The organism is Caenispirillum bisanense (genome assembly GCF_039523075.1).
GTDB lineage: Bacteria > Pseudomonadota > Alphaproteobacteria > Rhodospirillales > Rhodospirillaceae > Caenispirillum > Caenispirillum bisanense.
The window spans coordinates 296,659-319,767 of the sequence record NZ_BAAAEP010000001.1 but is presented as its reverse complement, the minus strand read 5'-3'; the positions used below and the strand labels follow the sequence as shown (position 1 = coordinate 319,767).

Below are 23,109 nucleotides of genomic sequence, written 5' to 3'. Positions count from 1 at the left end.
GAAAAAAAGGCCGCGCACGAAGCGCGGCCCAAGTCTAGGGAGGAAACGTCCAAGATGCAGCAGCGGGAGCCTGAGGCGCGGGGCGCCGGACCAACCGGTGCTGCGATGCAAAATATCGCACCGCGGACGGCCTCTGTAAAGGACTTTTTGCACTGCACCATTCAACAATGATGGAAATGCGTGCAGCGCCGGGCCGGTGCCCGCGGTTCAGGCACGCCAGCCGTTTTCCAGCGCGATGCGCACCGCCTGGGCGCGATTGGCGGCACCCAGCTTGCGGTAGATGTTGCGCAGGTGAACCTTGACGGTGATTTCCTGCACGGTCAGCCGGCGGGCGATTTCCTTGTTGGTGCCGCCCTCGATCATCAGCCGCAGGATCTCGCGCTCGCGGGCGCTGAGCAGGTCCAGCGGGTTGCGGCGGCGCGGGGCGATCACCGGCGGCAGCTGGCCGTCGCTGTCCCCCGACGACGGCGGCGGCGTCATGCCCTGCAGCACGCAGGCCGGGAAGAACCGCTCGCCCAGCAGGATGAGGCGCAGCGCCGTGGTCATGGCCGGGCCGCTCATGCTCTTCGGCAGGTAGCCGGCGGCCCCTGCCCGTGCCGCGGTCAGGATGTCGCCGACCTGGGTGGAGGCCGACAGCACCACCACCGGACGGCCGGCGAAGGTGGCAAGCGCCGTATGCAGCCCTTCCTCGCCATTCATCCCCGGCATGGACAGGTCAAGGATGACCAGGTCCACGCTTTCCGGATCGGCCGCCTGCAGGGCGGAGGGCAGGTCGCCGCATTCCACCACGTCCATCGGTTCGGCGAGGTCGGCTAGAAACGGCTTGATGCCGGCACGGACCAGTTCATGGTCGTCGGCCAGGATGATGCGCATGGGAAGCCTCATCTGTTTCGCAGAGCACCATACTCCGCATGCGCCGCCACGCAAACGTTTGAAAACTGAAATGTGTGAGATTTCACCGCACCGGCGACGGGGGAGACGGGCTCACGGCAATGCTAACTTTAGGTGTATATGAACTGTGTATATGCCCTGACGTCCGCGCGCAAGCATTCGCCGCAGGATCGCCTGCAACGCGAACATGCGGCGCCTTGCCGGTTTACCTGCGGCCCGCCCCGGTGCTATGAAGGCTGCGAGAGCATATGGGGGGACTTCATGGCGCCGCTTCTTACCTGGAGCGAGAAAATGAGCGTCGGGGTGGAGGCATTGGATGCCGATCACCGCAAGCTCATGACCTATGTGAACGACCTGCACGCCGCCGTGCGCGGCAAGGCGGCGCCGGCCGACATCGGCCGCATCCTCGACGAACTGATCGCCTACACGGAATATCACTTCGAGGTCGAGGAACGGCTGCAGAAGCTCGCCCGCTACCCCCACCTGGACGATCACCGCCAGGCGCACGAGGCGCTGAAGCAGAAGGTCTATGCCCTGCGCGAGCGCTTCCGGGCGGACCCCAAGGCGCTGAACAGCATCAAGGTGTTCGACTTCCTGACCGACTGGCTGGTGCGGCACATCCTGGGCGACGACATGAAGTACAAGCCGTTCCTGGAGCGCAAGCCGGCAGCCGCCGCCGCCCCGGCGACGCCCCCCGCCCCTGCCCCTGCCCCGGCCCCCACCCCGGCCAAGACCAAGGACGAAGCCGGCACCGGCTGACCGGCGGCGGCCGGATCATTCCGCCAGCAGCTCGTCCTCGAACGGGTGCCAGCCGTCGCGGCTTTCCAGCTCGATCACCCACAGGTCGTCGTCGTAGCGGCCCTGGCGCGCGATGTAGGCGTCGGCGGTGGGCTCGTCCACCGGCTGCGGGCCGGTGCCGCGCATCCAGCGCGCCCGCCCCAGCCCGTCGGTGACCTGGGTGAGGACGAAGCAGCCGCGGTCGAAGGCGTTGACCTTCACCAGAATGGCGCCGGCATCGGCGTCGCCGCGCTTCACCACCATGGCCGGCACGAAGCGCGCCTCGCACTGGCGGATGGCGGCCTGGACGCGCAGGCGGGATTTCAGTCGGCTTTCGCTCATGGCTCCATGTAGCGCGCCGCCCGCTGCCGCCGCAACGGCTCTTTTCGCGGTGCCGGCGGGGGGCTAGGCTGGCCCTCCCACACGCCCACGCCCCGCAAGGAGAGGTCTCCGTGATCCTGGTCGGCCGCAACCTGTCGCCCTTCACCCGTCGCGTCGCCATCAGCCTGCAGCTGATCGGCCTGCCGTTCGAGCGGCGGGAGCTGGCGACCGCCACCCAGATGGACGAAATCCGCACCTACAACCCGCTCGGCCGGGTACCGGCGCTGGTGCTGGAGGACGGCGAGGTGCTGATCGACTCGGCCGCCATCCTGGATTACCTGGACGAACTGGCACCTGCGGACCGCCGCCTGACTCCGGCCGCCGGGGCCGAGCGCCGCAGCGTCAACCGGCTGGTGGCCTTCGCCCTGGGCGCCATGGAAAAGGGCGTGATCGCCTATTACGAAACCGCCCGCCGGCCGGCGGAGCTGCAATGGCCGCAGTGGTCGCAGATGGCCGATGCCCAGATCCTGGCCGGGCTGCAGCAGCTGGAAACGGCGGCGGCCGCCATCGCCGGCGACGGCTGGCTGGTCGGCGAGCGCCTGACCCAGGCCGACATCAGCGCCGTGGTGGCGCTGGATTTCATCCGCGCCGTCCGCCCTGCCCTGCTGCCGGCCGAGGCGCTGCCCCACCTGAGCGCCCTCGCCCGCCGCTGCGGGGAGATGCCGGCCTTCGCCGCCACCCGGCCGCAGCCGCCCTCCCCCTGACGCCGCGCCGGCGGCGCCGCTACCGCCCGTCGGTCAGGCGGCGTCCACCGGTTCCGCCGCATCCTCGTGGTCGTCGGCATCACCGTCATCGCCCAGGGCGGCATCGGCCGGCTGCAGGGTGAAGAAGAAGGTGCTGCCGGCACCGGGCTCGGACTCGACCCAGATGCGGCCGTGGTGGCGCTCGACGATCTTCTTGCAGATGGCGAGGCCGATGCCGGTGCCGGAGTATTCCTGCCGGGTGTGCAGGCGCTGGAAGATCATGAACACGCGGTCGTAGTACTGCGGCTCGATGCCGATACCGTTGTCGGCGACGGCGAAGCGCCACTGGCCGTCCACCTGCTCCGCCGTCACCCGCACCGTCGGCGCGACGCCCGGCCGGTGGTACTTCAGCGCATTGCCGATGAGGTTCTGCAGCAGGCGCACCAGCTGCCCCTCGTCGGCCAGCACCTGGGGCATGGGACCGCATTGGACGCTGGCGCCGCTGTCGCGCACCGCCACCTGCAGGTTCTCCAGCGCCGCCTCCAGCGCCGCGCCGGCGTCGGTGGGGGCCAGCGGCTTGCCGCGGGTGCCGACGCGCGAATACTCCAGCAGGTCGTTGATGAGGTTCTGCATGCGGTGGGCGCCGTCGACGGCGAAACCGATGAACTCCAGCGCCGTGTGGTCCAGGCGGTCGGCGTAGCGCTTCTCGATCAGGCCGAGGTAGCTCGACACCATGCGCAGCGGTTCCTGCAGGTCGTGACTGGCGACATAGGCGAACTGCTGCAGCTCGGCATTGGAGCGTTCGAGATCGGCCAGCAGGCGCGCCATGCGGCGGTCGGCCAGACGGCGGCGGGTGACGTCCGCCAGCACCCAGATGGTGCCGCCGGTGGGGGCGTTGCGCTCCAGCGTCGTGCCCGACAGGCGGCACCAGAAGATGCCGCCGGATCGCCGCCGCATGCGGTGTTCGCCGGCGTAGCTGCCGGTTTCCCGCATGGCGGCATCGGCGGCGGCCATGAAGTCGTGATAATCGGCCGGGTCGGCGAACAGGGCCGCCGGTGACAGCCGCTCCAGTTCCTCCGAGCCGTAGCCGAACAGGGCGGCGAATCGCTTGTTGGTGCGCATGAAGCGGTCGCCGCGCAGGAAGGCGATGCCCTCGCCGGCGGAGTTGAAGATGGCGTCCTGTTCCTCCAGCGCCCGCCGCAGCCGCGCTTCCAGGTTCTTGCGTTCGGTGATGTCGCGATAGAACCACACCCGCCGCCCGGCCTGCCCCACGTCGGGCGGCACGCCGCGGCTGTAGACCTCGAACACCCGGCCGTCGCGCAGCGCCACCTCGTCCCACCCGGTTTCGGTGCCGGCGGCGGTCAATTGCGCCACCCGGCGCTCGAACACCTGCGGCGTCGCCACCTGGGCCCGCATGTGCTGCAGGGCGGCGCGGGCATCGCCCGCCTCCACCAGCGCCGGCGGCAGGCCCCACATCTCGACGAAGCGCTGGTTCCAGCTTTCCATGCGCCAGTCGGTGTCGATCACTGCCACGCCGTCGGGGGTGGTCTGCAACTGGGTGGCCAGCAGGCGGTGGCGGTAGTTCAGTTCCTCCTCGGCGCGGCGGCGTTCGGTGACGTCCTCGTTGACGACGATCACCTCCATCACCTCGCCGGCGGCATCGCGGATGGGATAGAGGAAGCCGCGCACCCAGCGGGGCTGGCCGGTGAAGCCGATGCCCTGCGGATCGAGCAGCGCCGGCGGCGCCTCCACCGCTTCGCCGGCCAGGGCCCGCCGCACCAGATCAATGATGCCCGCCTGGACCAGCTGCGGGTCCTCCAGCAGGTTGAAGCCGCGCCGGTGCAGCGACTCCACCGTGCCGCCCCACATGGCTTGCCAGGCGGCGTTGGCGCGCAGCACGCGGCCGTTGGTGGCCATCACCAGCGTCGCCGCCGGGTTCTGCTCGAACAGGGCGCGGAAGCGGATCTCGCTGTCGCGCAGCTTGCGCTCCGCCTCGCAGCGGCGGGTGATGTCGTGGATGATGGAATACAGCAGCCGCCGTTCGCCCACCATTACCGGGCCGGAATGCACCTCCACGTCGCGCACCAGGCCGGATGCCAGGCGGTGGCGGAAGATGAAGTGGTCGCGCCGTTCCGTATCGGCGCGGGCCATTTCCTCGGCCACCTCCTCGGGCGACAGGGTGTTGATGTCGCTGATGCGCATCTGCTTCAGCTGGTCGACCGACCAGCCGTAGAACCGCGCCGCCGCCAAATTGGCGTCGACGATGGCGCCGTCGCTGGGGTCGATCAGCAGTTCCACCGCCTTGTTGCGCTCGAACAGGCTGCGGTAGCGCTGTTCGCTGTCCTGCAGGGCGACGGTCATGCGCCGCGCCAGCTCCTCCGCCCGCTGGCGGCGGGTGACCAGCAGCCAGGTGGCGAGCCCCATCACCAGCGTGAACAGCACCCCGCCGCCAAGGATGGTGCGGCTCTGCACCGCCAGCCGCTCCATGGCGGCGGTCGGCTGCTGCCAGACCTGCAGGGTGAGCACGCGGCCGCCGATGGCCATGATGGATACCCGCTCGAACCCTTCCGGCGTGGCGGCGGGCACGGCGCCGCTGCGGTAGAGGACGACACCGTCGGGGTTTTCCGCCGCCTCGTCGCGGATGACTACCACCATGTCGTCGGGCATGCCCTGCAGCAGCGCCCCGAACAGGTCGCGCGTCCACAGGCCGACGGAAACGAAGCCGCGCGCCGCCTCCCGCCGCTCGGTCACCGTCGGCGGCACGCTGTCGGTGGTGTAGAGCGGCGCCACGAACACCATGTCGGCGCCACGATCGCCGGTCCGTTCCCGCACCACCGAACGGAAGCGGCCGCTGAGGATGGGCTCGCCGGCGTCGATGGCGCGGCGCAGGGCCTCCGCCTGCGGCGGGTCGGACATGGTGTCGTAACCCACGGCCGGCGCCAGCCGCGCCATGGGCTCGACCAGCAGGATGCGGGCGGTGGTGCCGTCGTCGCCGAGTTCCAGATAGGCGAGGCCTTCCACCCCGCTGCGCACGTCGCCGATCCGCAGGGTGTCGGAAAAGCGGCGCCAGCCGCCGGCGTCGACCGAGGTGGTGGCGGCGAAACCCTGGGCGGCGCGCAGCATGGTTTCCAGGGCGCGCATGCGCTCCAGAACCGCCCGCTCGACGCGGCGGGCGCCGCGCTCGAACTCCAGATCGGTGATGCGGCGCCCGGTCTCGTCGGCATAGAGCCAGACGACCACGGTCACCAGCAGGCAGACCAACGCCACCCCAAGGGCGGCGAGCCGCTGCCACATGCCTCGCATCATGATGTCGACCGCGCCCAGCGTCTCCCCCGCTGCTCCCGTCCGTCACGGAAGCTTCCATAACTATAGCAGAGGCGGTGCCGGATTCGATGAAATCAGTCGTCCTTTCGAGGAATTTCCGTCACACCTTTGGTCGGACCCGATCACGCTGCGCGGATGCCGCCGAGGAAGGTCTCCACCTCCCGGCGAAGGGCATCGGACTGGCGGCCGAGCAGGTCGGAGGCATCGGCGACCCGGGCGGCGGCGGCGCCGGTGGCCTCGGCGCTGGCGCGCACTCCGCCGATGCCCTCGCCGACGGTGGCGGAGCCGCTGGAGGCGCGGTCGACGTTGGTGCGGATGCCGGCCATGGCGCCGCCCTGGCGCTGCACCGCCGCCGCCACCCGCCGGGCGATGCCCTCGGCGGCGCCGTTGACACTGACAATGTCGGCGATGGCGGCCTGCGCCTCCTGGGTCTCCGCCTGCACGGCGCGGATCTGGCCGGCGATTTCCTCCGTCGCGCGGGCGGTCTGGGTGGCCAGGGCCTTGACCTCGTTGGCGACCACGGCGAAGCCCTTGCCGGCATCCCCTGCCCGCGCCGCCTCGATGGTGGCGTTGAGTGCCAGCAGGTTGGTCTGGTCGGCGACGGTGGTGATGAAGGCCAGTACCTCGCCGATGCGCTGCGCCGCCTGTCCCAGGGCCTGCATGATGCCTTCCGCCGCCTCTGCCTTGCCCACTGCCGTCTGGGCGATGCGGGCGCTTTCCGCCACGTCGGCCTCGATCTCGCGCAGGGCGGCGGCCAGGCCGTCGGTGGCGGCGGCAACGTCGCGCACGCTGGCATCGGCCTCAGCCGCCGCGGCGGCGGTGGTGCGCACCTGCCGATCGGTGGCGGCGGAGGATGCGGTCATGGCGTGGGCGGTCTCGGTCATCTCCCGGCAGGCATGGGCCAGGGCGGCCAGCACGTCGCCGATGGTGCCCTCGAAGCGGTGGATGGCGTCCTCGATCTCCTGCCGCCGGCGCTCGCGCCGTTCCTGCTCCGCCACCTGTTCAGCCGCCAGCCGGTCGGCCCGCAGCAGGCCGGTGCGGAACACCTCGATGGCGCGGGCCATGGCGCCGATCTCGTCCTGACGGCCGGTGCCGGGGATGATGGTCTGGCGGTCACCGGCGGCCAGCGCCCGCATGGCGCCGTCGATGGCGGCGATGGGGCGGGTGATGCTGCGCACCAGGAAGACCGCCGCGATCAGGTAGAGCACCACCACCACGCCGCCGGTGGCGACCATCAGCAGAGTGGTCTGCTGACGCACCCGCTTCTGCGCCGCCAGCGCCTCGGCCATGCCGCTGCGGGTGAAGGCGAAGACCGACTCGAAGGCGGGCGCGAGGCCGGCGAAGGACGCATCCAGCGCCGCCACTTCCGCCCGCAACTGCAGGCGGCCGGCGGCATAGGCTTCCACGTCGCGGCGGTAGCCGGCGGCGAGGTCGCCGAGGCGGCTGCGGGTGGCGGCGTCCAGCGGCGCCTCCAGCAGGCCGAAATCGAACTCGTTGAAGGCCTTGCGGTGCAGGCCCAGTTCCCGCTCGTCCTCGGTGAGCATGAAGGCCAGTTCGTGCCGGCGCATGGCCTCCAGGCGGCTGCGCAGCTTGTCCATCTGCGGCCACTGCGCCAGGTCCTGCTCGACGGCGGCGGTGGCGGCGGTCAGACGCCCCCACACCCCTTCCGTCGGCGACAGGCCGAGGGCGCCGCGGCTGGCCGCCACCGCCTCGAACTGGCGGCCGGCGAGGTCGAGGCGGGCGAACAGGTCGGCAATGGTGGCGGCGATGCCCGCCGCCTCCGGCCGGGCGCCGACGGTCGCCAGTGCCGAGGCCACGTCGGCCAGGCCGGCGCGGTAGGCATCGGCGGCGGCGGGATCGAGGCGGATGAGGAAGTCGCGCTCGTCCAGTTGCAGGCGGGCCAGCGCCAGTTCCATGCGGGCCGCCTCCGCCCCCGTCTGGCGGAAGGCCTCCAGCCGGCCGAGGGCGCCGTCCAACCGGGCCTGCCCGACCAGATAAGCCCCTGCCGCCACCGTGGAAGCGAGCAGTGCCAGACCGGCCAGCAGGGCGATGCGCCGGCCGATGGGCAGCCGCGCTGCCATGTCCTGCACCGAAAGGCGCCGGCCGCGGTGCACGCGACCGGCCGCCGAAGGGTCGGCGACCGCATCCAAGGCCATGGCATTCCCCCAAAAGTCTGAAGGGCAAGCGTGTCGCGACGCTATGCCGCATCGGCCGGGGGATCAACGGCACCGCCGTGAAGAGTTGGTTGCGCCGGTGTTACGACGCCAGACCGCAGACGACAGACCGCAGACGGCAGACGGGGCGGGCCCCTGTGCGGCACCCGCCCCGTCCGGTCGGATCGAAAGCCGCCGCCTGCCGGCGGCCGCCGTCGTCTTACATGAGGCCGAGCTTCTTCGCCTCGATCATCAGCTCGTCACGGAACTGCGGCGCCGCCAGGCCGATCAGCAGCTCGGCGCGCTCCTGCATGGACTTGCCCTTCAGGTTGGCGAGGCCGTGCTCGGTCACCACGTGGTGGGTGTCCATGCGCGGGTCGGTCACCGGGCCGGACAGGCGCGGCACGATGCGCGACAGCTGGCCGTTCTTGGCGGTGGAATGCAGGGCGATGAAGGACTTGCCGCCCTTCGCCGCATAGGCGCCGCGCACGAAGTCCAGCTGGCCGCCGGTGCCGGAGAACTGGTGCCCGGCCACGAACTCCGAGCCGATCTGGCCGGTCAGGTCGACCTCAATGGCGCCGTTGACCGAGATCATGTCGTTGTTCTTGGCGATCACCGCCGGGTTGTTCACCCACGCCACCGGATAGCCGACGATGGAGGGGTTGTCGTTCATGAAGTCGAACATCTCGCGGTCGCCGAGGGCGAGCGTGTAGACGTGCTTGAACGGGAACAGCTTCTTGCGCTTGCCGTTCAGCACGCCCTTCTTGATCAGGTCGACCATGGCGGGGCTGAACAGCTCGGAATGCAGGCCCAGGTCCTTGTGGTTGGACAGGAACGACATCACCGAGTTGGGCACGCCGCCGATGCCCATCTGCAGGGTGGCGCCATCGGGAATGTGCTCGGCGATGAAGGCGGCGATCTTCTCGTCCTCGACGCTGGCGTCCTTGGAGTGGGCCTCCATGAGCACCGAGGTGTGCTCGACGACGGCATCGACCTCGGAGACGTGCAGCAGGCACTCGCCGAAGGTGCGCGGCATGTTGGGGTTGACCTCGACGATCAGCCGCTTGCAGTTGCGCACCACGGTGGCGCCGTAGTCGGGGCTGGTGCCGAGCGAGAAGTAGCCGGCGCGGTCCATGGGGGACACCTGCACGACGAAGCAGTCGGCGCCGATTTCCTCGGTCAGCAGCTTGCCGGCCTGGTGGAAGGCGCAGGGCACGAAGTGGATGTACTCCTTGCCGACCTCATAGCCCTTCTTGGCCAGCGCGCGGTCGAAGGCGGACATGAACAGCGGATGCGGCTTCACCACGTCCATCAGTTCGGGCACCAGCAGGGTCTTCACCGCCGCATCGCTGGCGTGCATGTAATAGACCGGCAGCCGCGTGAACTCGCCGCGCTTCACGCGCTCGGCCACGGCGGCCATGATCGCGGGCGGCATTGCCGTGCCCATGCCGAGCACCAGGTTTTCCCGGTCGTTGACCAGCTTGGCCGCATCGGCGGCGCTGCACAGCTTGTCCTGGTACATGGTCGCGTAATAGGACACGAAGCCCTCCTGCGTTGACAGTTCCCCATCCGGTGCGCGGCGTCGGCCGCACCACCCGTCACTATGTTGCATTGCGGCAGGGTTCTATCAAGTCCGCCGCGTGCTGACCAGCATACAAGCGCAGAGTTGATAGGGATTTAACAGATCCGTCCTTATTGCAGTGCAACGGCCCCGCGCCCGGTGGGGCGGCGGGGCCGTTGCACTGGGGACGGTGCCGCAACGGCGCCGCCCTATGGGTGTGGCAGGGTCAGTCGGCGCGCAGCACGTCGATGAAGCGGCGGGTCTCGTCCGCCAGACGGCGCATCTGCGAGCCCAGCGCCTCCGCCAGATCGGCAAGTTCGCGGGCGCGCTCCAGATCCTCGTCCTGCTGCATGCCGACAAGCCCTTCGTGCACCGCCAGGAAGCTGTTGGCGGCGGTGGCATTGGCCAGGCGCATGCGCTGGATCGGGCCGGCCACCTGCGGGTCGACGGAGAAGCGCGCGGGACGGATGATTTCGGCAGTCATGACACGACCCTCCCCTGGAGATGGGGGCGGCGTCCTGATAGGGGCAGTCGCCCGGGTGTCTACAGCCGCAAGTATACGCACATGGTGCGGAAGATGCAAGCGAAAGCCGCACTTTGTGCGTTGCAAACAGGGCCGCACGGCCGTAGACTGTCCACGACAGCCCGCCGATCCACCGGCGGCAGCGCACGCGAGGGAGGGCGCGACATGACCCCCAAAGCCTTCAAGCTCTGGCGCAAGTCGTTGAATCTGTCGCAGAAGGACGCGGCGGCGGCGCTCGGCCTCAAGCACCGCATCGTGCAGTACTACGAGAAGGGGGAGCGGGACGGCAAACCCATCCGCATCCCGCGCTCCGTGCGTCTGGCCTGCTGGGCGCTGAGCCAGGGAGTCGTCGATTTCGACGGCAGCACGGCGGAAGCGCGCGCCCTCGCCGATATCTCCGACACCCCCGCGCCGCCCGCCGCGCCGCGGCGAACCGCCGGAGCGGCGGAGGCGGAGGCGGCGGCAGCCGACGCCTGAGCCCGGCCGCCACCACCCACTCCGCGTCAGGGCCACCGTTGCCTCAAGCGTAGGCGCGCAGCGGCGTGTCGCCGTCGAAATCGCCGCCGTCGTCATCGTCGTCGCCATCCGGCGCCGGCGTGGCGAAGGCATCGGCATCGCCCGGAATGATGGCGATATGGACGGCGTGCAGACGTTCGAACAGGTGGTTGGCATCGTCGGCCAGCTGCAGCTGCCGGGCCGGCAGGATGTCGCGGTAGGCATCCACCGGCACCGGCGCCAGACGGATGCGCGGCGGCGGCACCTGCAGGATCTCGCTGTCCCCCAGCAGCCGCGCCTGGTGCGCCTGGATGAGCTGCAGGGCATGACACAGCCGGACGGTGAGGATGCGGTTGGTCTGCAACATCACCACCCGCTCGCTCCACGGCAGGCAGAGGCGGTCCTGGCGGGCGTCGCGGTGGACGTAGTCGCGCATGCGCTCCATCAGCGCCAGGGCGTCGTGATACAGGTTCTCAAGCATGGTCCTGGTCATGGCGGGTCTCCCGGTTATGACCGTTGGGCCGAGGAAGGCGTCCTCAGGCGGCGCGCACGCCACCGAGGAAGTGGTCCAGTTCCTTGCGCAGCAGCGCCGAATGGTGGGCCAGGGTGGAAGCCGACATCTGCACCTGCGAGGCGGCGGCGCCGGTTTCGCCGGCGGCATCCTTGACCCCGGCGATGGTGTGGGTGACGTCGCCCGCCCCGGCCGCGGCGGCGGCGACGTTGCGGGCGATTTCCTGCGTCGCCGCGCCCTGCTGATCGACGGCGGCGGCGATGGCCCCGGCGGTGTCGCTGATGCGCCCGATGGTGCGGCCGATGTCCTGGATGGCGGCCACGGTGCCGCGGGTGGCGGCCTGGATGGCGACGATCTGCTGGGTGATGTCGTCGGTGGCGCGGGCGGTCTGGTTGGCGAGCGTCTTGACCTCGTTGGCGACCACCGCGAAGCCCTTGCCGGCATCGCCCGCCCGCGCCGCCTCGATGGTGGCGTTCAGCGCCAGCAGGTTGGTCTGGCTGGCGATGTCGTTGATGAGCACCACCACCTCGCCGATGCGCTCCGCCGCCTGGGCCAGATCGCGCACCATGCGGTTCGACTCCTCCGCTTCGGCGACGGCCGCCTGCGCCTCCGATGCCGCACCGGCGACGCGGCGGCTGATGTCGGCGATGGAGGCGGTGAGTTCCTCGGTGGCGGCTGCCACCGTCTCCACGCTTGCCGTCGCTTCCTCGGCGGCGGCGGAGACGGCGGTCGACTGGCGGCTGGTTTCCTCGGCGGTGGAGGTCATGGCCGAGGCGGTCGCCTCCAGTTCCGACGCGGCATCGGACACCGTCGCCACCACCTCGCCCACCGCCCGCTCGAAGTCGTCGGCCAGGCGGAGCATGAGCGCCTTGCGCTCGGCGGCGGCGCGGGCCTCGGCGGCCTTCTGCTCGTCGGCGAGGCGGCGGCGTTCCGCCATGCTCTGCTTGAAGACCTCCATGGCGCGGGCCATTTCGCCGATTTCGTCGCCGCGCTCGCCGCCCACCACCTCGACGTCCAGGCGGCCGTCGGCCAGGTCGTGCATGCGGTGGGCAAGGTCGATGGTCGGGCGGGAGATGTCGCGCACGATGCGCCACGCCAGGGCACCGGCGGCCAGCAGCAGCACGCCGGCGATGGTGGCGAACAGCCGCGCCTCGGCCCAGAACGCCGCCCACACCCGATCCAGATAGACGCCGCTGCCGATGAACACGCCCCACGGCGCGAAGGCCTTGACGTAGGATACCTTGTCCACCGGCTGGTCGTGACCCGCCTTCGGCCACTGGTAGCCGACGTAGCCATCCCCCTGCCCCTGCGCCACCTCCGCCATGCGGGCGATGAAGCGGACGCCGGCCGGATCTTCGGCGGCAAGCATGGCGGTGCCTTCCAGGTCGGGGCGGGCCGGCATCACCTGCGCGGTGCCGTCCAGCCCGACGACGAACACGTATTCCTGGCCGTCGTAGCGGATGGCGCGCACCGCCTCGGCCGCCGCCGCCCGGGCCTCCGCCTCGCCGACGGCACCGGAGCGGGCGCGTTCGTGGTGGTGGGCATAGATGGCGTGCGCCGCTTCGACCATGCCGCGGGCCTTGTCGCGGCGGCCCTCCAGCAGGGTCTCCTCGACAAAGACCAGCGCCACGGCGCACAGAATGAGGAACCCGACGGCCAGCAGGCCAACCGGAAGCCAGATCTTGGGGCCGATACCGAGCCTGGATAGCGCCATGAAAGCCTCCCGTGCGTGAGGTTCAGGTTTGCAGCAGGCCCACCATGGGGCTGCTTCCAGGCCGCCAGAAATGAAACTTTTTCTAATGAGACCAGCCGGTTACGGCAGGGTGACCGGTTTATGTCCCGGCTGTTACCAATCACCGGCAAGGCGGTGGAATCCCTGAACCTTTCAGGGGCTTACGAATAACGGCATAAGACGTGGACAACTTCGCAGGTCGTCCATATCCGGTCGGGCTGGCGGGGCGGTCCGGGCGGTCCGGCCTCGACTCGATGGTGGCGGCAGGGCAGGTCTGCACTGTCATCCCCTTGACTTGTTGCGCCGGCTGCGCTTCACAGACAGCTTCGCACATCGGCTGACGGACGCGCCGCACGGCGGCGCCGCGGCCCAACCGCAGGAGCGTCCCGTGACTGGCAAGGTTCTCGTCGCGCAGGGAGGCGGCCCCACCGCCGTCATCAATCAGTCGCTGGTCGGCGCGGTGCTGGAAAGCCGCAAGTTCCGCAGCGTCGAGAAGGTCTACGGCGCCCTGCACGGCGTGCGCGGCATCGTCGACGAGGACTTCCTCGACCTCACCCAGGAAACCACCCACAACCTGGAACTGGTGGGCGAGACGCCGTCCTCCGGCCTCGGCTCCACCCGCGACAAGCCCGACGCCGCCTATTGCCGCGAGATCTTCACGGTGCTGCAGGCGCACGGCATCGACAACTTCTTCTACATCGGCGGCAACGACAGCTCCGACACCGTGCGCATCGTCGCCGAGGAAGCCCGCAAGGCCGATTACGCCCTGCGCTGCATCCACATCCCGAAGACCATCGACAACGACCTGGTCATCACCGACCACTGCCCCGGCTATCCCTCGGCGGCGCGCTATGTGGCGCAGGCCTTCATGGGCGCGAACCTGGACAACGCCGCCCTGCCCGGCGTCTACATCGGCGTCGTCATGGGCCGCCACGCCGGCTTCCTCACCGCCGCCGCCGCCCTTGGCAAGAAGTTCCCCGACGACGGCCCGCACCTCATCTACATCCCCGAGCGCGCCTTCGACGAAGACCGCTTCCTGGCCGACGTGAAGGCCACGTTCGAGCGGTACGGCCGCTGCGTCATCGCCGTGTCGGAAGGCATCGCCGACAAGGACGGCGTGCCCATCGCCACCAAGCTCGCCAAGGAGATCGAGCGCGACGCCCACGGCAACGTGCAGCTGGGCGGCGGCGCCCTGGCCGACCTGCTGACCGAGATCATCAAGCGCAAGCTGGGCATCAAGCGCGTGCGCGGCGACACCTTCGGCTACATCCAGCGCAGCTTCGTCGGCTGCGTCTCCGACGTCGACCAGCGGGAGGCCCGCGAGGTGGGCGAGAAGGCGGTGCAGTACGCCATGTTCGGCGACCGCGACGGCTCCGTCACCATCCACCGCACCGGCTGGTATTCGGTCGACTATCACCTGACGCCGCTGGAGGACATCGCCGGCAAGACCAAGGTGATGCCCGACGAGTTCATCGCCGACAGCGGCACCGACGTCACCGACGCCTTCCGCCTGTACCTGCGCCCGCTGCTCGGCCGCGGCATGCCCGATGCCTTCCGCCTGCGCGGCAACACCGTGCCGAAGATCCTGAAGAAGGGCTGATGGCGGGCTCCCTTCACCTCATCAAGCTCTGCGTCGGCTGCGACAGCCCGGATGACCTGCGCCAGTGGCAGGCCGGGCGGCTGGCGACGCAGGGCCGCATCGTCCATGTCACCCGCATGACCCCGAAGCGGGCCGACGAGCTTCTGGCCGGCGGCTCGCTCTACTGGGTCATCAAGGGCATCGTACGGGTGCGCCAGCCCATCCTCGCCCTGCACGAAGGCGCCGACGAGGACGGGCGCGGCTTCTGCGCCATCGAACTGGACCAGGGGCTGGTGGAGGTGCAGTCGCGCCCCCACCGCCCGTTCCAGGGCTGGCGCTACCTCAAGGCGGAAGACGCCCCGCCGGACCTCCCTCAAGGCACCGCCGGCGAGGCCCCGCCGCCGCCGGAAATGGCGGCGGAACTGCGGAAGCTGGGGTTGCTGTGACAGCGCCCGCCGCCGACACCACCGCGCGCAGCCGCGTCTGGGCCCTCGCCGTGCCCGTCATCCTCGCCAATCTGTCGGTGCCGCTGCTCGGCATGGTGGATACGGCGGTGATGGGGCATCTGGACAGTCCGGCCTACCTGGGGGCCGTCGCCATCGGGTCGCTGCTGTTCAGCTACCTCTACTGGGGCTTCGGCTTCCTGCGCATGGGCACCACCGGCCCGACGGCACAGGCCATGGGCGCCGGCGACGGGGCGGAGGCGCGGGCGGTGTTCGGCCGCGCCTTCCTCATCGGCGTCACCGTGGCGCTGCTGCTGTGGGCGGCGCAGGTACCCGTCCAGGCCATCGCCTTCGCCCTGCTGGACGGCAGCGACGAGGTGGAGGCGCTGGCGGCGGAGTACTTCACCATCCGCATCTGGTCGGCGCCGGCGGCGCTGGTGCAGTTCGCGCAGATCGGCTGGCTGATGGGCCTCGGGCGGGCGAAAGCCGTGCTGGCGCAGCAGGTTGTCGCCAACATCCTCAACATCTGCCTGAACCTCGCCTTCGTGCTCGGCCTCGGCATGGACGTGGACGGCGTGGCGCTCGCCACCGTCATCGCCGAATACGCCGGCATGGCCGTCGGCTTCCTGCTGATGCGCTCCAGCCTGCGCGCCCTGCCCGGCCGCTGGAGCCGCGACCGCCTGCTCGACCCGCGCCGGCTGCGGCGGCTGGTGGGGGTGAACGGCGACATCTTCATCCGCACCCTGTGCCTGATTTCCGCCTTCGCCTGGTTCACCGCCCAGGGTGCCCAGGCCGGCGACGTCACCCTGGCCGCCAATGCGGTGCTGCTGACCTTCCTGACCATCGCCTCCTACGCCCTCGACGGCTTCGCCCATGCGGCGGAAACCCTGGTCGGCGGCGCCGTCGGGGCCGGCGACCGGCGGGCGCTGGGCGAGGCGGTGCGGGCCTCCACCGGTCTGGCGGTGACCATGGCGGCGGCGATCTCGGCCCTCTTCCTGGTGGCGGGAACACCGCTCATCCACCTGCTCACCGGCCTGCCGGAGGTGCGGGCGGCGGCCGGTGAGGCGCTGCCCTGGGCCATCGTGCTGCCGCTGGTGGCGGTGTGGGGGTTCCAGTTCGACGGCATCTTCCTCGGCGCCACGGAAAGCCGGCCCCTCAGCACCATGATGGTGCTGTGCCTGGGCGCCTTCCTCGGCCTCAGCTGGCTGCTGCTGCCGCTGTGGGGCAACCATGGCCTGTGGGCCGCCTTCACCGCCTTCATGGCCCTGCGCGGGGTGAGCCTCGGCCTGCTTTATCCGGCGCTGGCGCGGCGGGTTGCGGTCAACGGCCGGCCGGCGGCGGACAGCCCTCCGGCCATTCCCCCCGCAGCGCCATCCCCTCCAGCCTGAGCAGCGCCGCCACCGCCATGGCGTCGGTGATCTCGCCGTCGCGGGCCATGCGGAAAGCCTCCGCCAGCGGCACCCGGCGCAGGGCGAGGTCTTCGGTGTCCTCGGGCGCCGCCTCGCCGGCGGTCAGGTCCCAGCACAAGTAGATCACCGCCGCCTCGTCGGACAGCGAGTTGGAGAGGTGCAGGCGCAGCAGCTCGTGCCACCGGCCGGCGCGCAGGCCGGTTTCCTCCGCCAGTTCGCGGCGGGCTTCCTCCAGCGGCGGCACGTCCTTGCGGCCGCCGCCCTCGGGGATTTCCCACGAATAGGCCTCCAGCGGATAGCGCCACTGGCCCACCAGCCAGGTGAACCCTTCGGCATCCACCGGCACCACGCCGATGGCCAGCCCCTTCGGCCGCACCACGCCATAGATGCCGCGGCTGCCGCCGGGGGTGCGGACGTCGTGTTCCTCCAGCGTCAGCCAGGGGTTGTCGTAGATCTGCCGGCGGCTGAGGGTGGTCCACGGGTTGCGGGGGCGGTCTGACAACGGCTCTTTCCTTCCGTGCGGGCTTCGGGGCATGCTTCCCCGCCGCAGCCAACGGCACAAGGGAAAATGCCGTTGCGCCCTTTCGGCCGATGCCCCGCCATCCCCACATGAAGGGGCCGACACGCAAGCAGTCCCGGAGAATCTTCGTGAAGACAGACGAGCGCCGCGTCATCCGCCTCAGCGAGTATGCGCCCTATCCCTTCCGCGTCGACTCGCTCGACCTCGTCTTCGACCTCGATCCCGCGAAGACCCGTGTCCACAGCACCCTGGCCCTGACCCGCAGCGGCCATGCCGACGACCTGGTGCTGGACGGCGACGACCTGACGCTGGTTTCCGTCAGCCTGGACGGCAAGGAGCTGCCGGCCGACCGCTACAGCACCGACGGCGGCAGCCTGACCGTGCGCGACGTGCCCGACCGCTTAACCCTGGAGGTGGTGACGGAAATCGCTCCGGCGGACAACACCAAGCTTGAGGGTCTCTACGTCTCCGACGGCATGTTCTGCACCCAGTGCGAGGCGGAGGGCTTCCGCCGCATCACCTACTTCCCCGACCGGCCGGACGTCATGACCCGCTACAAGGTCACCCTGCGGGCCGACAAGGCGGCTTATCCGGTGCTGCTGTCCAACGGCAACCGCGTCGACCAGGGCAAGCTGAAGGACGGCCGCCATTACGCCGTGTGGGAAGATCCGTTCAACAAGCCGTCCTACCTGTTCGCCCTGGTCGCCGGCGACCTGGAGCGGGTGCACGACACCTTCCGCACCCGATCCGGCCGCGACATCGAGCTGAACATCTGGGTGGAGCACGGCAACGGCCCGCGCTGCGCCTTCGCCATGCAGAGCCTGAAGAAGGCCATGACCTGGGACGAAGAGGTCTACGGCCTGGAATACGACCTCGACCTGTTCAACGTGGTGGCCGTGTCGGCCTTCAACATGGGCGCCATGGAGAACAAGAGCCTCAACATCTTCAACGCCAAGGCCATCCTCGCCGACCCCGACACCGCCACCGATGCGGAATACGAGTACATCGAGGCCGTGGTCGCCCACGAATACTTCCACAACTGGACCGGCAACCGCATCACCTGCCGCGACTGGTTCCAGCTGTCGCTGAAGGAGGGCCTGACCGTCTTCCGCGACCAGCAGTTCTCGGCCGACATGCGCTCGGCGCCGGTGGAGCGCATCAACCAGGTGCGCACCCTGCGGGCCCGCCAGTTCCCCGAGGACGGCGGACCGCTCGCCCATCCGGTGCGGCCGGACAGCTACATCGAGATCAACAACTTCTACACCGCCACCGTCTACGACAAGGGCGCCGAGGTCATCCGCATGATGCACCGGCTGCTGGGGGCGGACGGCTACCGCAAGGGCATCGACCTCTACGTCGCCCGCCACGACGGCACCGCCGCCACCTGTGACGATTTCGTCGCCGCCATGCAGGATGCCAACCGCCGCGACCTGCTGCAGTTCAAGCGCTGGTACTCCCAGGCCGGCACGCCGCAGGTGGAGGTCAGCGACCACTTTGCCGACGGCGTCTACAGCCTGACCATCCGCCAGCACACCGACCCCACCCCCGGCCAGCCGGACAAGCAGCCGCTGCACATGCCCTTCGAGATCGGGCTGCTCGGCCGCGACGGCGCCAGCCTGCCGGTGCGCCTGGAGGGCGAGGTCGCCTATACCGACAGCCGGGTGCTGGAGCTGCGCGAGGCGGAGCATACCTTCCGCTTTGTCGGCCTGCCGGAGAAGCCGGTGCCGTCGCTCAACCGCGGCTTCACCGCCCCCATCCGCCTGAAGACCGCCCACAGCGCCGCCGACCGGGCGCTGCTGATGGCCCACGACCCCGACACCTTCGCCCGCTGGGAAGCCGGCCAGCAGTATGCCACCGACCTGCTGCTGGCCGCCGTGGCGGCCCGCGCCGACGGTAGCAACAGCGCCCCCGACACGGCGGAATTCGTCGCCGCCCTCGGCCAGTGCGCCGCCGACGACAGCCTCGACCCGGCCTTCCGCGCCCAGGTGCTGGCCCTGCCGAGCGAGGACTATCTGGCCGAGCAGATGGCGGTGATCGATGTCGAGGGCATCCACGCCGCCCGCGAGGCCCTGCGCCGCGACATCGCCGCCGCCCATGGCGACCTGTTCCGCTCCTTGCGCGACACCCACCGCGCCGCCGCCGGCCCCTTCGCCCCCACCGCCGAGGGCGCCGGCCACCGGGCGCTTGCCAACGCGGCCCTGGCCTACCTCGGCCTCGATCCGGCCAATGCCGACCTGGCGGCGGAGCAGTATCGCACCGCCGACAACATGACCGACGCCATGGCCGCCCTGCGGGTGCTCAACGACCTGGAGGTGCCGCAGCGGGTGGCGACGCTGGAGCACTTCCACGACCGCTTCAAGGACGATCCGCTGGTGCTGGACAAGTGGTTCTCCCTTCAGGCCCTGTCGCAGCGCCCGGACGTGCTCGACCGCCTGCGCGAGCTGCTGGCCCATCCCGCCTTCTCCATGCGCAACCCCAACCGGGTGCGGGCGCTGATCGGTGCCTTCGCCAATTCCAACCCCATCGGCTTCCACGCCGCCGACGGCCGCGGCTATGCCTTCCTGGTCGACCGGGTGCTGGAGCTGAACACCCTTAACCCGCTCATCGGCGCCCGCCTGCTGCAGCCCATGGGCCGCTGGCGGCGCATGGACGACACCCGCAAGGCGCTGATGAAGCAGGAACTGGACCGCGTGCTGGCCGCCCCGGACCTTGCCCGCGACATCTACGAAATCGCCTCCAAGGCGCGGGCGGAGTAACGCCACCGTGCCGCCTCCCGGCCCTGCCCTGCCCGACCGCCCGACGACGCGCGACCTGAAGGTCCTGCGTCGCACGGCGGCCTTCGCCCTGCCCTACCGCTGGCACATCCTCGGCGCCGTGGTGGCGCTGATGCTGACGGCCGCCGCCACCCTCTCCATCGGCGTCGGCCTGCGGCTGCTCATCGACCGCGGCCTGAGCGCCGGCGACCCGGCCTTGCTCGACCAGGCGCTGGTGGTGCTGCTGGGGGTGGTGGCGGTGATCGCCTTCGGCACCTTCCTGCGCTATTACCTGGTCACCTGGCTGGGGGAGCGGGTGGTGGCCGACATCCGCACCGCCGTGTTCGACCGCGTGCTGACCCTCAATCCCGGCTTCTTCGAGGTCACCAAGACCGGCGAGATCCTGTCGCGGCTGACCACCGACACCACCCTGATCCAGACCGTCATCGGCTCGTCCGCCTCGGTCGCCCTGCGCAACGTGCTGACCCTGAGCGGCGGCCTGGTGATGCTGTTCGTCACCAATGCCAAGCTGGCCGGGCTGGTGGTGCTGGTGGTGCCGCTGGTGGTGGTGCCCATCGTGGTGTTCGGGCGCAAGGTGCGGCGCCTGTCGCGGGCCAGCCAGGACCGCATCTCCGACGTCTCCGCCTATGCCGAGGAAGTGCTCTACGGCATCCGCACCGTGCAGGCCTTCACCCACGAGCCGGTGGACCGCCGCCTGTTCGGCACCGCCACCGAAGCCGCCTTCGACACCGCCATCCGCCGCACCCGCGCCCGCGCGGTGCTGACGGCGGTGGTGATCATGCTGGTGTTCGGGGCCATCGGCGTGGTGCTGTGGGCGGGCGGCCACGACGTGCTGAACGGTGCCATCACCGCCGGCGAACTCACCGCCTTCGTGTTCTATGCCGTCATCGTCGCCAGCGCCACCGGGGCGGTGTCGGAGGTAATGGGCGACCTGCAACGGGCCGCCGGCGCCACCGAGCGGCTGGTGGAACTGCTGGAGACGGTGCCGCAGGTGCCGGTACCGGCGTCGCCGCGCCCCCTGCCGCTGCCGCCGCAGGGCCGGGTGGAGCTGCGCGATGTCGCCTTCCACTACCCGTCGCGCCCCGACCGCGCCGCCCTGCAAGGCTTCTCCCTCACCGTCGAGCCGGGCGAGCGGGTGGCGCTGGTGGGTCCGTCGGGGGCCGGCAAGTCCACCGTCATGCAGCTGATCCTGCGCTTCTACGCCCCCCATGCCGGGCAGGTGCTGGTGGACGGGGTGGACGTGCGCGAGGCCGCACCCGCCGACCTGCGCGGCCGCCTCGGCCTGGTGCCGCAGGAGCCGATCATCTTCTCCGCCGATGCCCTGGAGAACATCCGCTACGGCCGCCCCGAGGCCACCGACGCCGAGGTCCGCGCCGCCGCCGAAGCGGCCCAGGCGCTGGAGTTCATCGAGCGGCTGCCGGACGGCTTCCACACCTTCCTGGGCGAGAAGGGCGTGCGCCTGTCGGGCGGCCAGCGCCAGCGCATCGCCATCGCGCGCGCCCTGCTGCGCGACCCCAGCATCCTGCTGCTGGACGAAGCCACCAGCGCGCTGGACGCCGAAAGCGAGCGGCTGGTGCAGCAGGCGCTGGAGCGGCTGATGGCCGGGCGCACGTCGCTGGTGATCGCCCATCGGCTGGCGACGGTGGTGTCGGCCGACCGCATCGCCGTCATCGACGACGGCCGGCTGGTCGCCACCGGCCCCCATGCAGAGCTGTTGCGGACCAGCCCGCTCTACACCCGCCTTGCCGAACTGCAGTTCGGGCACCAGGAAGCGGAAGCGGCGGCGGAATAGCGCCGCCGCCTACCGTCCACCGCCGCCTCAGCCCGCTTTCAGGGCCGCCTGCTGCTCGGCCTTGAAGCCGACGATGACGCCGGCGTCGCCGCGGTCGAAGATCGGTCGCTTGAGGATCGCCGGATGCGCGAGCGCCAGCGCCACGGCGCCGTCGACGCTCTCCGCCGCTGCCGTCTGGTCCGGCGGCAGGCCGCGCCAGGTGGTGCCGCGGCGGTTGAGCAGCGTCTCCAGCCCCACGGCGGCGATCCAGCGGCGCAGGTCGGCCTCCGCCAGCCCCTCGGCGCGCAGGTCGTGGAAACGGTGGGCGAGGCCTTCTTCCGTCAGCCACTTCAGCGCCTTGCGGCAGGTGTCGCAGGTTTTAAGGCCGTGGACGACGATCACGGGCAGGTCCTTTCCGGGCAGGGGGAAACGCACGAAAGCCGGGCCCGCCGTCTTCCGGCAGACCCGGCCCCAGGGATCGGGGTCAGAGAAGGAGGACTGTGGGCGGCCTCAGCCGACGGTGTCAACCTTGAGGCCGCGGTCGGGATCCTGCACCACCGGCACCATGCGGCGGTTGCGCTCGGCCTCTTCCGCCGCCTGGCGGGCGGCTTCGGCGGCCGGAACGAGGGTCTGTTCCTGCTGCGCTTCCTGCGGCGACAACGGCTGCTGGTTCTGCACCGTGGCGGTCATGGACGCGGCGGCGGCAGCCGCAGCGGCGCCGGCGACGGCATCCTGGCTGGGATAGGGATTGGGCGCGACGTACATGATGCCCTCCTGCGGGACTCGGTGCCTTCACACTCTACCACTGAAGATCGGCGCCGACCAGCCGGACATCAACCCCCGCGAGTCACAGCCGCCGCACCGCCGCCAGCAGGGCACCGGCGCCGATCAGCATGCCGCCCGACAGCCGGTTGACCAGCCGCCCGAAGCCGGCCCGCTTCAGCACCGGCACCAGCCGGCCGCCGCCGGTGGCATAGGCCATGATCCACAGGAACTCGCAGATGCCGAAGGTGACGGCCAGGATGGTCACCTGCGGCACCAGCGGCTGGGCGGTGTCGATGAACTGCGGGAACAGGGCGACCAGAAAGACGATGGCCTTGGGGTTGGAGAAGCACACCAGGAACGCCTGGGTGCCGAGCTTCCACGCCGACGTCGGGCGGCCGTCGATCCCCGGCCCCTCGGCCTGGGAGACATCCACATGCGGGTCCGACCGCCACGTCTTCACGCCGATGTAGAACAGGTAGGCGACGCCGCACCACTTCACCACCTGGAACGCCGTTTCCGACGCAGCCAGCAGGGCGCCGAGGCCGGTGACGGAAATGATCTGCAGCAGCGTCAGCGCCAGCACCGCGCCGATCCCGGTGGCCACCGCCTTGCGCGCGCCGTAACGGATGCCGTGGCTGAGCGCCAGCAGCATGTTCGGCCCCGGCGTGCCGGACAGGAAGAACACGGTGGTGACGAACAGAAGCCACGTCTGCCACGTCATGGGATCGCCTCCGATGCAGCAAGGATCGCACTTTAGACCCACTTCCGATGCTGAGGAAGAGCCATTGCCGGGGGGTTGTGAACCACCAAGACACAA

General features: G+C 70.3%; 20 protein-coding genes. 8 read left to right on the top strand and 12 right to left on the bottom strand.

Annotated features, from left to right (window positions below; all coding sequences use genetic code 11):
- Positions 1 to 207: 207 nt before the first annotated feature.
- Positions 208 to 873 carry a LuxR C-terminal-related transcriptional regulator gene (locus ABD056_RS01505; protein WP_343863712.1) on the bottom strand — a complete coding sequence of 222 codons (666 nt, stop codon included), beginning with the start codon at positions 871 to 873 and terminating at the stop codon, positions 208 to 210.
- A 279-nt stretch (positions 874 to 1,152) separates the two neighbouring features.
- Between ABD056_RS01505 and ABD056_RS01500 the strand changes: the two genes are divergently transcribed.
- The gene (locus ABD056_RS01500; protein WP_343863710.1) at positions 1,153 to 1,650 is read left to right on the top strand and encodes a bacteriohemerythrin; all 498 of its coding nucleotides are present in this window, start codon (positions 1,153 to 1,155) and stop codon (positions 1,648 to 1,650) included.
- A gap of 15 nt (positions 1,651 to 1,665) precedes the next feature.
- Here ABD056_RS01500 and ABD056_RS01495 read toward each other — a convergent pair whose 3' ends face one another.
- A complete protein-coding gene (locus ABD056_RS01495; protein ID WP_343863708.1) occupies positions 1,666 to 2,010 on the bottom strand; it encodes a DUF1491 family protein in 345 nt (114 codons plus the stop codon).
- Positions 2,011 to 2,120: 110 nt separating this feature from the next.
- Between ABD056_RS01495 and ABD056_RS01490 the strand changes: the two genes are divergently transcribed.
- Positions 2,121 to 2,753 carry a glutathione S-transferase family protein gene (locus ABD056_RS01490; RefSeq protein ID WP_343863706.1) on the top strand — a complete coding sequence of 211 codons (633 nt, stop codon included), beginning with the start codon at positions 2,121 to 2,123 and terminating at the stop codon, positions 2,751 to 2,753.
- A gap of 33 nt (positions 2,754 to 2,786) precedes the next feature.
- Here ABD056_RS01490 and ABD056_RS01485 read toward each other — a convergent pair whose 3' ends face one another.
- The 4 genes from ABD056_RS01485 to ABD056_RS01470 all read right to left on the bottom strand — a co-directional run bounded on the left by ABD056_RS01485 (position 2,787) and on the right by ABD056_RS01470 (position 10,254).
- A complete protein-coding gene (locus tag ABD056_RS01485) occupies positions 2,787 to 6,038 on the bottom strand; it encodes a PAS domain S-box protein (protein WP_343863704.1) in 3,252 nt (1,083 codons plus the stop codon).
- A 140-nt stretch (positions 6,039 to 6,178) separates the two neighbouring features.
- Positions 6,179 to 8,212 carry a methyl-accepting chemotaxis protein gene (locus ABD056_RS01480; protein WP_343863702.1) on the bottom strand — a complete coding sequence of 678 codons (2,034 nt, stop codon included), beginning with the start codon at positions 8,210 to 8,212 and terminating at the stop codon, positions 6,179 to 6,181.
- Between the two features lie 217 nt (positions 8,213 to 8,429).
- Complete coding sequence (locus ABD056_RS01475) at positions 8,430 to 9,749, bottom strand: acetyl-CoA hydrolase/transferase family protein (protein WP_343863700.1); 1,320 nt, start codon at positions 9,747 to 9,749, stop codon at positions 8,430 to 8,432.
- 247 nt (positions 9,750 to 9,996) lie between these two features.
- Positions 9,997 to 10,254: a hypothetical protein gene (locus ABD056_RS01470; protein WP_343863698.1), complete on the bottom strand. Its 258-nt coding sequence runs from the start codon at positions 10,252 to 10,254 to the stop codon at positions 9,997 to 9,999.
- A gap of 204 nt (positions 10,255 to 10,458) precedes the next feature.
- Between ABD056_RS01470 and ABD056_RS01465 the strand changes: the two genes are divergently transcribed.
- Positions 10,459 to 10,770 (top strand): helix-turn-helix domain-containing protein, encoded by a 312-nt coding sequence (locus tag ABD056_RS01465; RefSeq protein ID WP_343863696.1) that lies wholly within the window; start codon positions 10,459 to 10,461, stop codon positions 10,768 to 10,770.
- A 43-nt stretch (positions 10,771 to 10,813) separates the two neighbouring features.
- On the opposite strand, the gene ABD056_RS01460 is transcribed toward ABD056_RS01465, so the two are convergent.
- Both ABD056_RS01460 and ABD056_RS01455 read right to left on the bottom strand, forming a co-directional pair.
- Positions 10,814 to 11,281, bottom strand: coding sequence for a hypothetical protein (locus ABD056_RS01460; protein ID WP_343863694.1), 468 nt, complete (start codon positions 11,279 to 11,281; stop codon positions 10,814 to 10,816).
- Positions 11,282 to 11,324: 43 nt separating this feature from the next.
- Positions 11,325 to 13,013: a methyl-accepting chemotaxis protein gene (locus ABD056_RS01455; RefSeq protein ID WP_343863692.1), complete on the bottom strand. Its 1,689-nt coding sequence runs from the start codon at positions 13,011 to 13,013 to the stop codon at positions 11,325 to 11,327.
- Positions 13,014 to 13,419: 406 nt separating this feature from the next.
- On the opposite strand from ABD056_RS01455, the gene ABD056_RS01450 reads away from it, so the two are divergent.
- The 3 genes from ABD056_RS01450 to ABD056_RS01440 are packed head-to-tail and all read left to right on the top strand — an operon-like array spanning position 13,420 to position 16,441.
- Positions 13,420 to 14,631: a 6-phosphofructokinase gene (locus tag ABD056_RS01450; protein ID WP_343863690.1), complete on the top strand. Its 1,212-nt coding sequence runs from the start codon at positions 13,420 to 13,422 to the stop codon at positions 14,629 to 14,631.
- Positions 14,631 to 15,056, top strand: coding sequence for a DUF1489 family protein (locus ABD056_RS01445; protein ID WP_343863688.1), 426 nt, complete (start codon positions 14,631 to 14,633; stop codon positions 15,054 to 15,056). Before ABD056_RS01450 ends, ABD056_RS01445 begins: the two co-directional genes overlap by 1 nt.
- A complete protein-coding gene (locus ABD056_RS01440; RefSeq protein ID WP_343863686.1) occupies positions 15,053 to 16,441 on the top strand; it encodes an MATE family efflux transporter in 1,389 nt (462 codons plus the stop codon). The genes ABD056_RS01445 and ABD056_RS01440 overlap by 4 nt, the downstream gene beginning before the upstream one ends.
- On the opposite strand, the gene ABD056_RS01435 is transcribed toward ABD056_RS01440, so the two are convergent.
- Entirely contained in the window at positions 16,374 to 16,964 is a 591-nt protein-coding gene (locus ABD056_RS01435; RefSeq protein ID WP_343863684.1) for an NUDIX domain-containing protein, read from the bottom strand. The two genes, ABD056_RS01440 and ABD056_RS01435, sit on opposite strands and share 68 nt — an antisense overlap.
- Positions 16,965 to 17,110: 146 nt before the next feature.
- On the opposite strand from ABD056_RS01435, the gene pepN reads away from it, so the two are divergent.
- Positions 17,111 to 19,738, top strand: coding sequence for an aminopeptidase N (gene pepN / locus ABD056_RS01430; protein WP_343863682.1), 2,628 nt, complete (start codon positions 17,111 to 17,113; stop codon positions 19,736 to 19,738).
- Positions 19,739 to 19,745: 7 nt separating this feature from the next.
- Positions 19,746 to 21,548 carry an ABC transporter transmembrane domain-containing protein gene (locus ABD056_RS01425; RefSeq protein WP_343863680.1) on the top strand — a complete coding sequence of 601 codons (1,803 nt, stop codon included), beginning with the start codon at positions 19,746 to 19,748 and terminating at the stop codon, positions 21,546 to 21,548.
- A 27-nt stretch (positions 21,549 to 21,575) separates the two neighbouring features.
- On the opposite strand, the gene ABD056_RS01420 is transcribed toward ABD056_RS01425, so the two are convergent.
- The 3 genes from ABD056_RS01420 to ABD056_RS01410 form a co-directional block, all read right to left on the bottom strand.
- Entirely contained in the window at positions 21,576 to 21,929 is a 354-nt protein-coding gene (locus ABD056_RS01420; RefSeq protein WP_343863678.1) for a Spx/MgsR family RNA polymerase-binding regulatory protein, read from the bottom strand.
- 108 nt (positions 21,930 to 22,037) lie between these two features.
- The gene (locus ABD056_RS01415; RefSeq protein WP_343863676.1) at positions 22,038 to 22,292 is read right to left on the bottom strand and encodes a hypothetical protein; all 255 of its coding nucleotides are present in this window, start codon (positions 22,290 to 22,292) and stop codon (positions 22,038 to 22,040) included.
- Positions 22,293 to 22,374: 82 nt separating this feature from the next.
- Positions 22,375 to 23,013 carry a LysE family translocator gene (locus tag ABD056_RS01410; protein ID WP_343863674.1) on the bottom strand — a complete coding sequence of 213 codons (639 nt, stop codon included), beginning with the start codon at positions 23,011 to 23,013 and terminating at the stop codon, positions 22,375 to 22,377.
- Positions 23,014 to 23,109: the final 96 nt, after the last annotated feature.

Excerpts from the sequence above, each read along its gene's own strand:
- ABD056_RS01505 (WP_343863712.1), bottom strand. The coding sequence starts at position 873 with ATGCGCATCATCCTGGCCGACGACCATGAACTGGTCCGTGCCGGCATC.
- ABD056_RS01500 (WP_343863710.1), top strand. The coding sequence starts at position 1,153 with ATGGCGCCGCTTCTTACCTGGAGCGAGAAAATGAGCGTCGGGGTGGAG.
- ABD056_RS01495 (WP_343863708.1), bottom strand. The coding sequence starts at position 2,010 with ATGAGCGAAAGCCGACTGAAATCCCGCCTGCGCGTCCAGGCCGCCATC.
- ABD056_RS01485 (WP_343863704.1), bottom strand. The coding sequence starts at position 6,038 with ATGATGCGAGGCATGTGGCAGCGGCTCGCCGCCCTTGGGGTGGCGTTG.
- ABD056_RS01480 (WP_343863702.1), bottom strand. The coding sequence starts at position 8,212 with ATGGCCTTGGATGCGGTCGCCGACCCTTCGGCGGCCGGTCGCGTGCAC.
- ABD056_RS01470 (WP_343863698.1), bottom strand. The coding sequence starts at position 10,254 with ATGACTGCCGAAATCATCCGTCCCGCGCGCTTCTCCGTCGACCCGCAG.
- ABD056_RS01465 (WP_343863696.1), top strand. The coding sequence starts at position 10,459 with ATGACCCCCAAAGCCTTCAAGCTCTGGCGCAAGTCGTTGAATCTGTCG.
- ABD056_RS01460 (WP_343863694.1), bottom strand. The coding sequence starts at position 11,281 with ATGACCAGGACCATGCTTGAGAACCTGTATCACGACGCCCTGGCGCTG.
- ABD056_RS01455 (WP_343863692.1), bottom strand. The coding sequence starts at position 13,013 with ATGGCGCTATCCAGGCTCGGTATCGGCCCCAAGATCTGGCTTCCGGTT.
- ABD056_RS01445 (WP_343863688.1), top strand. The coding sequence starts at position 14,631 with ATGGCGGGCTCCCTTCACCTCATCAAGCTCTGCGTCGGCTGCGACAGC.
- ABD056_RS01415 (WP_343863676.1), bottom strand. The coding sequence starts at position 22,292 with ATGTACGTCGCGCCCAATCCCTATCCCAGCCAGGATGCCGTCGCCGGC.
- ABD056_RS01410 (WP_343863674.1), bottom strand. The coding sequence starts at position 23,013 with ATGACGTGGCAGACGTGGCTTCTGTTCGTCACCACCGTGTTCTTCCTG.